11 protein-coding genes and 3 pseudogenes are annotated in these 13,393 nt (G+C 70.1%); 10 read left to right on the plus strand and 4 right to left on the minus strand.

Annotation, left to right across the window (positions count from 1 at the left end; genetic code table 11):
* Nucleotides 1-48: 48 nt before the first annotated feature.
* Nucleotides 49-734: pseudogene (locus tag ACH4U7_RS22240) on the minus strand (GntR family transcriptional regulator); the annotation flags it as partial.
* A 282-nt stretch (nucleotides 735-1,016) separates the two neighbouring features.
* Here ACH4U7_RS22240 and ACH4U7_RS22245 point away from each other — a divergent pair.
* From ACH4U7_RS22245 to ACH4U7_RS22280, 8 genes and pseudogenes are all read left to right on the plus strand, one after another.
* Nucleotides 1,017-2,105 (plus strand): sugar ABC transporter substrate-binding protein, encoded by a 1,089-nt coding sequence (locus ACH4U7_RS22245; RefSeq protein WP_398529590.1) that lies wholly within the window; start codon nucleotides 1,017-1,019, stop codon nucleotides 2,103-2,105.
* A gap of 35 nt (nucleotides 2,106-2,140) precedes the next feature.
* On the plus strand, nucleotides 2,141-3,226 hold the full coding sequence (locus ACH4U7_RS22250; RefSeq protein WP_398529591.1) for a mandelate racemase/muconate lactonizing enzyme family protein: 1,086 nt from the start codon (nucleotides 2,141-2,143) through the stop codon (nucleotides 3,224-3,226).
* Nucleotides 3,223-4,299 carry an ABC transporter permease gene (locus ACH4U7_RS22255; protein ID WP_398529592.1) on the plus strand — a complete coding sequence of 359 codons (1,077 nt, stop codon included), beginning with the start codon at nucleotides 3,223-3,225 and terminating at the stop codon, nucleotides 4,297-4,299. Before ACH4U7_RS22250 ends, ACH4U7_RS22255 begins: the two co-directional genes overlap by 4 nt.
* A complete protein-coding gene (locus tag ACH4U7_RS22260; RefSeq protein ID WP_398529593.1) occupies nucleotides 4,296-5,372 on the plus strand; it encodes an ABC transporter permease in 1,077 nt (358 codons plus the stop codon). The genes ACH4U7_RS22255 and ACH4U7_RS22260 overlap by 4 nt, the downstream gene beginning before the upstream one ends.
* A complete protein-coding gene (locus ACH4U7_RS22265) occupies nucleotides 5,369-6,907 on the plus strand; it encodes a sugar ABC transporter ATP-binding protein (protein WP_398529594.1) in 1,539 nt (512 codons plus the stop codon). Before ACH4U7_RS22260 ends, ACH4U7_RS22265 begins: the two co-directional genes overlap by 4 nt.
* A gap of 19 nt (nucleotides 6,908-6,926) precedes the next feature.
* Nucleotides 6,927-7,247 carry an L-rhamnose mutarotase gene (locus tag ACH4U7_RS22270; protein WP_398529595.1) on the plus strand — a complete coding sequence of 107 codons (321 nt, stop codon included), beginning with the start codon at nucleotides 6,927-6,929 and terminating at the stop codon, nucleotides 7,245-7,247.
* 117 nt (nucleotides 7,248-7,364) lie between these two features.
* A complete protein-coding gene (locus ACH4U7_RS22275; RefSeq protein ID WP_398529596.1) occupies nucleotides 7,365-8,120 on the plus strand; it encodes an SDR family NAD(P)-dependent oxidoreductase in 756 nt (251 codons plus the stop codon).
* A 95-nt stretch (nucleotides 8,121-8,215) separates the two neighbouring features.
* A pseudogene (locus ACH4U7_RS22280) lies at nucleotides 8,216-8,715 on the plus strand (amidohydrolase family protein); the annotation flags it as partial.
* Between the two features lie 28 nt (nucleotides 8,716-8,743).
* Here the strand turns inward: ACH4U7_RS22280 and ACH4U7_RS22285 are convergent.
* The 3 genes and pseudogenes from ACH4U7_RS22285 to ACH4U7_RS22295 form a co-directional block, all read right to left on the minus strand.
* Nucleotides 8,744-9,463, minus strand: a complete 720-nt coding sequence (locus ACH4U7_RS22285) for a GntR family transcriptional regulator (RefSeq protein WP_398529597.1) — start codon at nucleotides 9,461-9,463, stop codon at nucleotides 8,744-8,746.
* A gap of 505 nt (nucleotides 9,464-9,968) precedes the next feature.
* Nucleotides 9,969-10,539 (minus strand): annotated as a pseudogene (locus tag ACH4U7_RS22290) (transposase); the annotation flags it as partial.
* Entirely contained in the window at nucleotides 10,523-11,023 is a 501-nt protein-coding gene (locus ACH4U7_RS22295; RefSeq protein ID WP_398529598.1) for a hypothetical protein, read from the minus strand. The pseudogene ACH4U7_RS22290 and the gene ACH4U7_RS22295, both read right to left, overlap by 17 nt.
* A gap of 230 nt (nucleotides 11,024-11,253) precedes the next feature.
* Here ACH4U7_RS22295 and ACH4U7_RS22300 point away from each other — a divergent pair, with 230 nt between their 5' ends.
* Complete coding sequence (locus ACH4U7_RS22300) at nucleotides 11,254-12,354, plus strand: Gfo/Idh/MocA family protein (protein WP_398529599.1); 1,101 nt, start codon at nucleotides 11,254-11,256, stop codon at nucleotides 12,352-12,354.
* Nucleotides 12,355-12,551: 197 nt separating this feature from the next.
* The gene (locus ACH4U7_RS22305; protein WP_398529600.1) at nucleotides 12,552-13,391 is read left to right on the plus strand and encodes a hypothetical protein; all 840 of its coding nucleotides are present in this window, start codon (nucleotides 12,552-12,554) and stop codon (nucleotides 13,389-13,391) included.
* The last annotated feature ends 2 nt before the right edge of the window (nucleotides 13,392-13,393 follow it).

Below are 13,393 nucleotides of genomic sequence, written 5' to 3' on the forward strand. Positions count from 1 at the left end.
TTCCGGCGCCCGGACGGCGGCGCCCGCAGACTCAGGCGACGTCGTCCCATATCGGTCGAGATATCGCGCCAGACTCAGTTCCAGATGCTCGCGCATGGCATCCGCCGCCCGCTCGGGACGGCGACGCAGCACAGCCCGCAGGATGCGGCCATGTTCCATCACCGTCGACGGACTGCCGTCTGTGACGGCGCTCAGCCGGAAGAGGTGGAGGTGCGTGTGCAGCCGCTCCACCGCTGCGGCAAGCAGCGTACTCCCCGACGCCGGGGCCGGCGCGTCGTGGAACCGCTGATCCAGCACCGCGAAGCGACCGTAGACGGCGTGACTGTCACCCTTGTCGGGCAGCCCCTGCACTTCCTCGACCAGCGCCTCGATGCGGTCCAACTCGGCGTCCTCGACGCGCTCGGCGGCCGGCGCGGCGGCCCGCGGCTCCAGGAGCAGCCGCATCTCGAAGAGTTCCTCCACGCCCTGGCGGGTCAGCAACTCGGTGGCGCGATACCCCGACAGGGCACGCTTGACCACCAGTCCGTCCGACTCGAGCCGGGCCAGGGCCTCGCGTACGGGTGTGGCCGACACCCCGAGAGAGCGGGACACCGCCTCGATGCCGACCGTGCGCCGGGCGCGATGACATGATCCATCACCATCGTCTTGGCGGCCTCGTAGACGCTGTCCGTCAGCACCTCCCGCCCCGTGACGAAAGCCGGCGCGTTCCTGGACCCCTCCCTGCCCAGCGGCATCCACAGCTCACCCCTTCTTCACCCGCTCCCGTCCGTGACAACCCATCAACTAGCTGGTTTCTATAGGATTCTGTAGAACTTGACGGCACAGGGCACAGCGCTCTGCAGGCGCCAACCGGGCCATGGCGGAGTGCGACGGGGTGTGGGCCGCTACCTTCTCGCATCTTGTGTCCGGTTTGCAGTGGAGATTCGTCGGCCCGATCCCTGCAGGGGCCTTGACGCGGGTCGGGGTGCTCCCCGAGCATCACGGCAACAAAATCCTATTTGATTCGGGGCATCATCATGAGCCGTCGCAGCACCGCCATGACAGCCGCCGTCACCCTCGTAGTCCTGGTCGCCGCCTCATCGGCCTGCACCATCAAGAACTCGGACGAGCCGGGCGTCGCGAGCGCCGCTTCCGGGAAGACCGGCGGCGGGACGGCCGAGCTGGCCGACGGCTCCGCGACCAAGGTCGCGCTCGTACCGGGCGGCGCCCACCCCTACTTCCAGCCCTGGAAGCAGGCCGGCGAGAAGGCCGAGAAAACGCTGGGCCTGGGCGACGTCACCTTCGACGAGACCGCCGAGTGGGACCAGCAGAAGCAGAACAACCTGGTCTCGACGCTCGCCGCCCGCGGCTACAACGCCTTCGGCATCTTCGGCGTCTCCCCGACCGACATCAACACCACCTTCACCGACCTCAAATCCCAGGGCTTCGCCGTCGCGTCCCTGGCCTCCTGTCCGGCCGGCGACACGAACGAGGCGGACTTCTGCCTCTCCACGGACGTCGAACTGGCCGCGTACAAGGCCGCGAAGGCCGCCATCGCAGCCATGCACGGCAAGGGCGCCCTCGTCCATCTGACCGGCAACAACGTGGACGCCAACACCCAGCTGCGCAGGCGGGGGGTGGAGAAGGCGGTGAAGGAGACCGGCGGCAAGGTCACGCTGCTGCAGACCATCACCGACATCGACAAGGATCTTCAGACCGCCCAGAAGGCCGTGTCCGACCTGCTCGCCGCCAAGGGTGCGCAGATCGCGGGCATCGTCTCCACCGCATACAACCCGGCGGTCGCCGCCGCCGAGGCCGTGCGGGAGTCCGGCTCCAAGGCCAAGGTCGTGGCCGTCGACGACGACGCCAAGATCCTCTCGTCGATCAAGAACGGCTCCGTCAGTGCCACCGTCGTGCAGAACCCGGTCGGTCAGGCGGAGATCGGCGTCTGGGCGCTCGCCCTGCTGCAGACGAAGCAGTGCACCATGAAGGATCCCGGCAAGATCGTCGACTCCGGCTCCTTCATCGTCACGAAGGACAACGTCTCCGACTACGACGACGCACGCAAAGCCAAGACGGCGGAACTGAAGAAGCAGTTCGCCGACGAGTTCCTCACCTGCGGCTGACCGCCGGGCCTCCGACACAGAAAGTCAGTACGCGCATGCTCATCACCAACGCGACGGCCCTGCTGGCCGACATCGCCGTGGAGACCGACCGCACCGACGCCGTGCAGTCGTTCGTCAAACAGGAGACCGTCCTCGTCACCATCACCACGGCCGATGGCCTGGTGGGTACCGGCTACGCCTACACGATCGGTACCGGCGGCAGTTCGGTGGTGGCGCTGCTCCGGGAGCACCTGCTGCCCTTGATCACCGGCAAGGACGCCCGCAACGTCGAAGGCCTCTGGCAGTCCCTGTTCGCCCACACCCGAGCCACGACCACCGGCGCCATCACCTCACTGGCGCTCGCCGCCGTGGACACCGCCCTGTGGGACCTGCGCTGCAAGCGCGCCTCAGAACCGCTGTGGCGGCTGGCGGGCGGGCACCGCCAGGAGATCCCGGTCTACGACACCGAGGGCGGCTGGCTGCACCTCGGCACTGAGGACCTGGTCAAGTCCGCGCTCGCGGCCAGAGACGCCGGGTTCTCCGGGGTCAAGATCAAGGTGGGCAAGCCGCACGTCGCCGAGGACGCGGAGCGGTTGCGCGCCGTCCGTGACGCTGTCGGCCCCGGGCTGCACATCATGACGGACGCCAACCAGTCCCAGTCGCTGTCCTCCGCCGTGCAACTCGCCGCAGCCCTCGAACCGTACGGCCCGTACTGGCTCGAGGAGCCCCTGCCCTCCGACGACATCAGCGGCCATGCCCGGCTGGCCCGCTCGACCCGGATCCCGATCGCCGTCGGCGAGTCCCTGTACGCGCCCATGCAGTTCCGCAGTTACCTGGAGGCCGGCGGCGCCTCCATCGTGCAAGTGGACGTCGCCCGTGTCGGCGGCATCACCCCGTGGCTGAAGGTCGCTCACCTCGCGGAGACCTTCAACGTCGGGGTCTGTCCGCACTTCCTGATGGAACTGCACGTCAGCCTGGTCGCCGCGGTGCCCAACGGCGTGTTCGTCGAGTACATCCCGCAGCTGCGCGCCGTGACCCGCACCGAGATGGCCCTGCACAACGGCCTCGCCGTGGCGCCGGACGAGCCCGGCATCGGCATCGACTGGGACATGGACGCCATCGACGACCGGAGGGTCTCATGAAGACGGCGGTCACACCCACCGACGGCGAGACCGACCGTCCTTCCGAGCGGGCCCGCGCGGCCCACCGGCTCCCGTTCTGGGTCAATCAGCGGCTCGGCCTGCTCGTGCTCGTCGTCGCGCTCGCCGCCCTGTTCGGTGTGGCGCGCCCCGCCTTCTTCGACGAGCGGCTGGTGCTTTTTCCCCTCCTGAGGGACATCTCGACGCTCACCGTGGTGGCACTCGCGCAGATGGTCGTCCTGTCCATCGGACACATGAACCTCGCCGTGGGACGCATGGCCGCCTTCGGTGCCTTGTTCGCAGGGTTCGGCTACGACCGGCTCGCACTGCCGCTGCCGCTCGGCCTCGTGCTGTGCCTCGTCGCCGGGGGAGCCATCGGGGCCCTCACCGGCTGGATCATCGCCCGCACCGGCGTGAACTCGTTCGTCGTGACGCTGGCCATGGATTTCGCCCTGCTGGGTCTGGTGTCCCTGCTCTACTCGGCCCTCACCGAGAACGCCGCGTTCACCACCCGGCCCGACGGGCTCGCGGAGCTGCGTTCCTACTCGCTCGCGGACATCTGCGCCGGCCCGATCTGCGGCTCACCCGCCATCCCGCAGCTGGCCCAGTTCACCGTGCTCGCCCTGGTCGGCCTCGGCTTCCTCTACGCCCGCACCCGCTTGGGCCGGGAACTACTGCTGACCGGCGCCAACCCCGCCGCCGCCGAGCTGTCGGGTATCCCCACCGGCCGCCGGATCATCCTGGCCCACGCGCTGTCCGGGCTGCTCGCGGCCCTCGCCGGCTTCATGGCCGCCGTCGGCACCGGCACGTTCCGCGCCTCCATCGGCGACGACTTCATGCTCCCCTCGTTCCTCGGCGCCGTCCTCGGCGGGACCCTCCTCACCGGTGGTGTCGTCTCCGTCATCGGAGCCCTGCTCGGCACCTCCCTCGTCGGCGTCATCCGCAAGGGGCTCGACCTGCTCAGCGTCGGTCTCGAAAGCCTCAATATCTACCTCGGCTGCGTGCTCCTGTTGGCCCTGTCCGCGGACCGGGTGCGCACCGTCGTGTCCTATCGCAAGGTGGTGCGCTCCACATGACGACGCTCCGCGACAAACAGGCCCTGGCCCTCCCGGCCCTGCGGCGCTACACCGGGTCCACCACGACGACCCTGCTGTGCGTGGTCGTCGTCGGTTACGTGGGCCTCGGCATCGCCTCCTCCGGTTCCTTCTTCGAAGGCTCCTCCCTCCGCACGTTCCTCCAGTACCTCGCCACACCCGTCCTCATCGGCCTGGCCCAGATGGTGGCTCTGTGCGTCGGGCAGCTCAATCTCGCCGTCGGCGCGCTGGGCGGGTTCACCGCCTGCCTGATGGGTGTACTGATGGCCGACCAAGGAGTGCCCGCCGGCCTCGCCGTGCTGACCGGCGTCCTCACCGCCACCCTGATCGGGCTGCTCACCGGCGTGTTCATCGTCGCCACCCGCATCAACGGCTTCATCGTCACCCTCGGCACGATGACGATCCTGGTGGGCGCGCAGTACCGGCTCTCCGGCACCCGCACCATCGACGGCTACTCGACGACGCTCCGCGACTTCGGCCACGCAGCGCCGCTGAACATCCCCCTCGTCTTCGTCACCGCTCTCGCCGCGGCCACGCTGCTCGCCGCCTTCATGTACCGCACCATCGCCGGCCGACGGCTGCTGGCCGCCGGCGGCAACCCGCTCGCGGCCCGCCTGTCCGGCATCTCCACCGACCGGCAGATCGTGCTCGCCCACACCTTGTCCGGCCTGCTCGTCGGCCTCGCCGCGCTGATCGCCACCGCCTCTCTGCCCGGCGTCAACCGCAGCGTCGGCGGAGACTGGCTGCTCCCCAGTTTCGCCGCTCCCATCATCGGCGGCGTCGCGCTCACCGGTGGCTCGGTCGCGGTGCTCGGCACCGTGCTGGCCGCTTTCGTGATGCGGCTCATCGACACCGCGCGGGCCCAGTTCTCCCTCGACCCGAGCTGGGTGAACTTCCTCATCGGCCTGGTGGTCCTCGGCACCGTCGTCGGTGGCCGCATCCACCAGACCCACCTCGAGAAGAAGGGCAGGGCACCCGGACGCACACCACCCGCGCCACCGGAAAGCGACACGCCGCCGGCCGCGGTCCCGCCGAGCACGGGAGGCGCCCGATGAGCGGCCACGTTCTGCTGGAATGCGAGAACATCGTCAAGGTCTTCCCCGGAGTACGCGCCCTCGACGGCGTGAGCCTGACCCTGACCGCCGGTACTGTGCACGCCCTGCTCGGGGAGAACGGCGCGGGCAAGTCCACGCTGATCAAAATGATCACCGGGGTGCACCCGCCCGACGGCGGCAGACTGCTCCGTCACGGCGAGGAGATCCACCTGCGCTCCCCGCTGGAGGCCACCCGGGCCGGCATCGGCGTGGTCCACCAGGAGCGCAACCTGATCCCCGGCTTCTCCGTGGCCGAGAACATCACGCTCCAGAACCCGCCCTCGCACCGGGGACTGGTCGATCGGGAGGCAATGACCGCCCTCGCCCAGCGCTGCCTGGCCGAACTCGGCCTGGACCTCGACCCGCACCGACCGGTACGCGAACTGTCCGTGGCCATGCAGCAGTTGGTGGAAATCGCCAAGGCCCTGTACACCGACAGCCAGGTGCTGCTTCTTGATGAGCCCACCGCGTCGCTCTCCCCCGGGGAAGCGGAGCGCCTCTTCGACGTCGTACGCCGGCTCAAGGAGCGCGGGACCTGTGTGGTGTTCGTCAGCCACAAGCTGGAGGAGGTCTTCGCGATCTGCGACACCGTCACCGTCCTGCGCGACGGCCGACCGGTGCTCGAGTCGGCCCCCCTCGCCGAGTACGCCCAGGACGAGGTGGTCACCCTCATGGTCGGCCGAGCCCACTCGGTGACGGACCTGACGCCGCGCGCGGTGGACACCTCCGTACAACCGGCCCTGTCCCTGTCGGGACTGTGCACGGCGGCCGGACACCAGGACGTCTCGCTCGACGTCCGGCCCGGCGAGATCGTCGGCTTGTACGGTCTGGTCGGCGCCGGCCGCAGCGAACTGGTCAAGGCCGTCCTCGGCCTCGACCGGATCACGGCCGGCGAGATCCGCGTGTACGGCCGACCCGCGCGGATCAGCTCCCCGCGGGAGGCCCTGCACACCTACGGCATCGGCTATCTGACAGAAAACCGCAAAGAGGAAGGCGTCTTCCTGGAGCAGCCCATCGTCCGGAACATCACCGTGACGGTGTGGAACACACTCGGCCGGTTCCTCGGCGACATCTCCCCACGCCGGGAAAGGAAGGTCGCACAGGACCACGTCGACCGTCTCGGAATACGTGTCTCCGGGTTGCAGCAGAACGCAGGTGAACTGTCCGGCGGCAACCAGCAGAAGGTGAGCCTGGCGAAGTGGCTCGCGGCCGATACCCGGCTGCTGGTCGTCGACGAACCGACCGTCGGTGTGGACGTGCGGGCCAAGCATGCCTTCCACGAGCTGATCTGGGAGCTCGCCCGCGACGGCCTGCCGATCCTGCTCATCAGCAGCGACCTGACCGAGATGATCACCCTCGCCGACCGGGTGGTGGTCATGGCCGACCACCGCGTCCGCGGGAAGGTGGACAACGACCACGACTACGACCGCATGAGCGGGAAGATCATCCGGATGATCCACGACCGTGCCGCCTCGACCGTGCCGCCTCGACCGTGATCGCGAAGGGCTCCGCCACATGAAGCGGCTTGCCCAGGTCTTCCAAGTCCTCCCCGAAAAGGTGGAGGAGTACCGGGCGCTGCACCGCGACGTACCCGAACCGGTCCTCGACCGGCTGCGGCGCTCCCACATCGCCAACTACTCGATCCGCCTCCTCGGCGACCGGCTGTTCGCCTGCTTCGAGTACCACGGTGACGACCTCGCGGCCGACCTGGCCGCCATGGCCGAGAACCCGGCCACCCAGGCATGGTGGCGGCTCACCGCACAACCACCACGCGGTAGGAGCCCGTACTTACTTACCGCGACCGCAGGGAGAACACGTGAAAGTGCTGACGCATGAACCGATGAGCAACCAGAACACGGCCCGCATCACGGGCGTCGACGTCATCGACATCCGGTTCCCCACCTCACGGGAGCTGGACGGGGCACGGCCGAACACGACGAGGGGCACCCACGCATGAGCGAACTGAACGGGCTCAAGGCACTGGTGACGGGTGGCGCCTGCGGCATCGGCCGCGCCACCGCGGAGCTGATGGTCCAGCGCGGCGCCGACGTCGCCGTCCTGGACCTCGACCCATCCCCCGTCGGCAAGCCGCTGCGCGGGTACGCCGCCGACGTGTCGGACGACACCGCGGTGCGGTCCGCTGTCGCCGCCGCGGCCGGTGACCTCGGCGGCATCGACATCCTGGTCAACAACGCGGGCATCGGCGCCGTGGGCACCGTCGAGGACAACGATGACGCCGAGTGGTACCGCGTCCTGGACGTGAACGTACTCGGCATGGTCCGCACCACCCGGGCCGCGCTGCCCCTGCTGCGCGCCTCCGCGCACCGGGCCGTCGTCAACACCTGCTCGATCGCTGCCACGGCCGGGCTTCCGCAGCGTGCCCTGTACAGCGCGAGCAAGGGCGCGGTACAGGCCCTGACCCTGGCCATGGCGGCGGACCACGTCCACGATGGCATCCGCGTCAACTGCGTCAACCCGGGTACCGCGGACACCCCCTGGGTGGGCCGACTCCTGGACCGGGCATCCGACCCGGAGGCCGAACGGGCGGCGCTCAACGCCCGCCAGCCCATGGGCCGTCTGGTCACCGCGGAGGAGGTGGCCGCCGCCATCGCGTACCTGGCGAGTCCGGCCGCGGCCGGCGTCACCGGCACCGCGCTCGCGGTGGACGGCGGAATGCAGGGCCTGCGGCTGCGGCCGAAGGGGCAGTGATGGCCATGGACGCGAACGGGACCGGGCCCGCCGGGCTGCCGCTGCGGATCCCCGGACCCAGCGGTGTCCTCGTCACCGCCCTCGGCTTCGGTGGCGCCGCGGTCGTGGGGTGGGCCGGCCTCACGGCCCCGCACGTCGCCGGCGTCCTGGAGGCGCTGCGGTCCCTGCCCGGCGGGGATACCTGCGTGACATCCGCCACCAGGTCCAGGCGGAGCCCGACCCCGACTGGCTGACTCGGCCGGATGTCCTGCGCGGCCTGCGCGCGGTCGCCTCGGCGGGGCTCGTCTACGACCTGGTTGTCCTGCCGCACCAACTGCCCGCGGCGGCGCGGGCGGCCGCCGCCGTACCCCGGCTGAGGACGTCGTGGACCGTCGACGACCTGAGACCGTGCGCGGACACCGTGATCGACGCCTTCGGTCCCCGGCGCCAGATGTTCAGCTCGGACTGGCCGGTGTGCACCCTCGCCGCGAGCTATGGCGAGGTCGTGCACTCCGCCCAGGCTCTCACCGTGGACCTCGCCCCGGCCGGGCAGGCCGAGGTGTGGGAGGGCACCGCCCGGCGCGCCTACCGGATGACCGGGACGCACGCGGGCTGATCCCGCACCAGAGCGCCGGCTGATCCGGTCACTCCCCCTCGAACCGGGTCAGCTGGCGCTCCAGGCTGCGCGTGAGGTGATCGGCCATCGCCTCGGCGGCCCGTTCGGGCCGACGGCGCAGAATCGCCCGCACCACGCGCTCGTGCTCGGCCAGGGTGGGGTCGCCTGCGTCCTGGTTGCTGCTGAGGCGGAAAATGTGCAGGTGAGAGTGGAGCCGCTCCACCGCGTCAGCGAGCAGCGGCCGGTGGGTGGCTTCCGCGACGGCATCGTGGAAGCGCTGGTCCAGTGCAGCGAAGTCGCGATAGGAGGCGTACGGCCCGCCGGGGCCCGTCGGGTGGACCAGCATGGCCTCCAGCGTCGCTTCGATGGCGTCGAGCTGACCCTCGTCCGCGTTGCGGGCGGCGAGCGCCGCGGCGTGCGGCTCCAGGAGCAAGCGCATTTCGAACAGCTCCTCCACGCCCTGCCGCGTCAGCAACTCGGTCGCACGGTATCCAGACAGGGACCGTTTGACCACGAGACCGTCGGACTCCAGCCGGGCGAGAGCCTCACGTACGGGAGTCGGCGAGACGTCGAGAGCACTGGCCATGGCCTCGATACCGACGCGCGCCCCCGGGGCGATCTCATGGTCCATGATCCTGGCCTTGATGTCCTCGTAGACACTGTCGGACAGGGCTTGCCGGACCGGCGCGGTGGTCGGCTCACTCGCCCTGTCTGCATGAGCGGGGACAGGGGGGTCGTGTGCCGACATCCGAATCTCCCTGCGCTCAGTGTGCTGTGACCACCAGCAGTTTAGCGACGTACGTCAGTGCCCAGCGGGGCCCTCACACGCCCTGACCGCCCGAGAGAGGCCCATCACATCCTGGCCGCGCGTGCCGGCCCAGGGCGCGCGGTCGCGCCGAGGAGCCGGTATAGCCGACGACCTCGGCGTCGACGGTCCCGGCGTGCCGCACCTTCGGTCAGTGACGTCCGGCCCGGGACGCACCGTCGGCGCGTCAAACAGCGTCACCGCCGACGACGGGATCGGGAAACGACACCGGTCGGGGAAATACCGGCTGCCCGGGCCGACATCGAGATACGACCTCGCGACGTGGGCATTTGTGGTGATCGAGCGGTACCGGTGTCGGACATCGCCACAACTGGTCCGGATTCCTCCCGGCCGCGCTTCAGCTGCGCTTGGCCACCAGCAGGCTCCCGTGGGTGAAGCCGTCGAAGAACGGCGTGATCGACTCGACGTCGAAGCCGGCAGCGCCGACCCGGGCGGTGGCCGTTCCATACAGACGGGTCTGCGTCACGGTCGCCGCATCAGGGGTGTTCCCGGTGGCCGGGTCACTGAAGACGAACTCGCCCGCGTGGCGGGGCGGGCGGCCCATGGTGCCCGGAGTGCGGGGCGGGGCCGTCCGTCGCAGGACACGGTCCGAGCGCTCCGAACCGCGGCCGGATTCCAGCGCGCAGATCACCGGGTAGGCCAGCCGGGGACGGGGATGTGCTGGGCCTTGCCGCGTCCGTAGGTACGGCACAAGATCCGCCGCGGTGAGGTGCGGGCGTCAGGCCACAGCCAGCAGGTGATATCGGCACCCACCGCAGCCGGGCGATGTCCACCCGGCCCACGGCCGGGGCGTCGTAGAGCCCGCCGTGTCCACGACGGTGCTCGCCCACCAGCGACAGTTCCACCAGGGAACGGACCGGGCCGTCCGCACACAGCACGGCGTCTGCCAACTCGAACAGCGCGTCCGCACGCCTGGTCAGGCAGGAATGGAACTCCCCCCGGAAGCGGGACAGTTCCGCAATCGGCTCCTGCCGGACAGCGTCATGCAGCGGACTCATCCCTGCGGGCACGGGGAGCAGTGACCGCTGGTCCCGGCCCGCGATGCGGGCGCCGAGGGCCAGGCCACAGCCGAGGGAGAGCCCGTGTCCGAGGGCACCGGTGGCGGCCTCGACACCGGGGATGGTCGGACAGGTGGCCCGGCGGGGTGACCAAGTCATCGTGGAGTACGTCCAGTTCGGTGAGGATCGCGTACAGGCCGTACGCGCCGTGGCCCTTGCTGAGGACGAGCAGGTCTCGATCGGGCCAGTCGGGCAGGTCCGTGCGGTAGCGCAGGGCGCGGGTGTAGAGAACGGTCAGCAGATCGGTCATCGACAGGGCGGCGCCGAGGTGGATCGCCTTGCGTGCGGCCAGCTCGACGATCCGCCGCCGGGCGCGCCGGGCGAGCTCGTCGGGGTCGTGTGCCGTGTCCCCTGGGGGGCGGTGGTCGGGTGAGGTGCGGTCGGCGTATGTGCCGACCGGCGCGTGCGCGCTGGGCGGATGCATGCGATACCTCCTCGTGGCAGCGCCGGGCGAGGCAACCGTAGACAGTTTATTGACTGCTCGTCAAGATTACTGTCAACAAAGTCGGTCACTGACCGGTCATTAACCCTCGGTGAAGGCATTCTGCGCATTGACACGGTGAAATCGCTTCACATTTACTGAGGTGCGAACCCGTACGTGCGGCGATTCTTCGCGCCGTCACCGGCGGGAACCCGAGCATGAAGGAGTTCCAGGTGAAACCCCTTGTCCATGCCATCGTGGGGTGCGGACGCGTCGCCCCCAACCACGTCGACGGATTTTCCGCCCTGCCGGACGCCGAGATCCGCTGGGCGTGCGACCGGGACCTCACGCGCGCGCAGAGCCTGGCGCGCGAGCACGGCGTCCCCCGAACGACCTCCGACCCGCGGATCGTGCTGGACGACCCGGCGGTGGACAGCGTCTCCATCGCCGTCGACCACGCTCAGCACGCCGCGCTGGCCACCGCCGCTCTCGAGGCCGGGAAGCACGTCCTGGTCGAGAAGCCACTGGCGCTCGACCCCGAGGACGGCGCCGCCCTGCACGCGCTCGCGAAGCGCACCGGACGCGTGCTGTCGGTCGTGTCACAGCACCGGTACGACCCGGTCGTGACCGCCGTCCGGGACTGGATCGCCGCGGGGCTGCTGGGGCACCTCGTCTCCGGCACGGTCAGCCTGCAGTGCGGGCGCGACGCGGACTACTACGCCCAGAGCTATTGGCGCGGCACATGGGCGGGCGAGGGCGGGTCCGCCCTGGTCAACCAGGGCTATCACGCCCTCGACGTGGCCCGCTGGCTGTGCGGCGGTCTCACCGTCGCCGGCGCGGCCGCCGGCCGTACGGCACCGCGCGGGGGCATGGAGACCGAGGACACCCTCGCCGCCGTGCTCCGCGCGCCGGGAGGCGCGCTGCTGACGTACCACGTCACCGTGGCGAGCAGCATCACCTGGCGGACGCGGATCGAACTGATCGGCACCGAGGGCTCGGTGCTGTTCGACCTCGACCACCCCGGAACGCTGCACCTGGCCGAGGGCGGCGACGCCCTGCGGGCCGCCGCTCGGGCCGTCATCGACCGGGAGGTGGAGCCGGCGCCCGTCGGCATCGGCTACTACGGCATCTCGCACCGGCGGCAGATCGCCGACTTCGCCGGCGCCGTACGCGACGGCCACGTGATGGCCGCGAGCGGGGAGGAGGGCCTGCACACGCTGCGGCTCCTGGACGAACTGTACCGCTCGGCCCGCCGGGTGGACACGGCGTCCGCGCCGGGCCCCGGAGCGGCCACCGGCGCCGGCCTGGTGGCGTCCGTCGCCGTGCGCGGGTGACCACCGGTGGCGGAGATCGTCGCCGTCGCCGGGGTTCCGCACACGCCGGTGTTCCCGTCGCCGGCGAACGGTGACACGGTGGCGGGGGCCGAGGTGGCACGCCGCTACGCGGCCGCCGACGAGGTCCTCGCGCGGGCGGGTGCCGAGGTGTTCACCGTCCTGACCTGCGACCACATCAACACCTTCACGCCCGATCCGTGGCCCACCCTCGCCGTCGCCACCGGCGACAGCGCCATCGGCCCCAACGACGACGTGCCGGGGGCGCCCCGACGTCGTACGAGCCGGCCGGGGACGTCGGGGCGGTACCGCACCGGGGCCTGGTCGGCCGGGACTTCGACCCGGCGGCCGTCAGGCACTCGGTGGACCACTCGGTGGTGGTGCCGATGCACTTCCTCAACAAGCACCGGGTGCCCGTCGTCCCCGTCCATCTCAACGGCATGGTGGCACCGCGCCCCTCGGCGGACCGGTGCGACCGAGTGGGCCGCGTGCCGCGCGACGCGCTGGAGAGTCTGCCGGGCCGTCGCGTGGCGGTCGTCGCCGGCGGCAGCTTCTCCCTCGAGGTCGGCGGCCCGCGCGTGTTCCCCGACCTGTTGTTGGCATCCCCCGTCCGGCCTGGGCCCGGACCTTCAGCTAGAGGACAACCTCTCCTGAGTAGCGCTGCACGAAGGAACGAGGGCATGAATACGTTCAGCGAAGAAAACAATGAGCGCGCAATCCACCAGAGTAATAGCGATGTTGGCGCTGAATCCCTGGAGCATGCCGACAAGTTACTTGTAACTCCTGTAGGATTGAAGTTCCCGGATTTACTATCCTTCGAGGAGTGGGAACGCGCCGGCCATCGGCCAGGCGGGATAGTAAACACCATGTGTCGGTGCCTCGGGGACTGGCTCATCTTCGGTGAGAACACCTGTGCCGATCGGTACCGCCTTGCGGGGAGTCGACGGGATCCTGCGCCACCGCAACGACAGGGCGAGGACCCGAGGAGACTTCATGCCGGAACGCACCCCCGGTCCTGCGTCGATCCCGGAGGAGCGTGAAC

The sequence above is a fragment of the Streptomyces sp. NPDC020845 genome, from assembly GCF_044334165.1.
Taxonomy (GTDB): Bacteria; Actinomycetota; Actinomycetes; order Streptomycetales; family Streptomycetaceae; genus Streptomyces.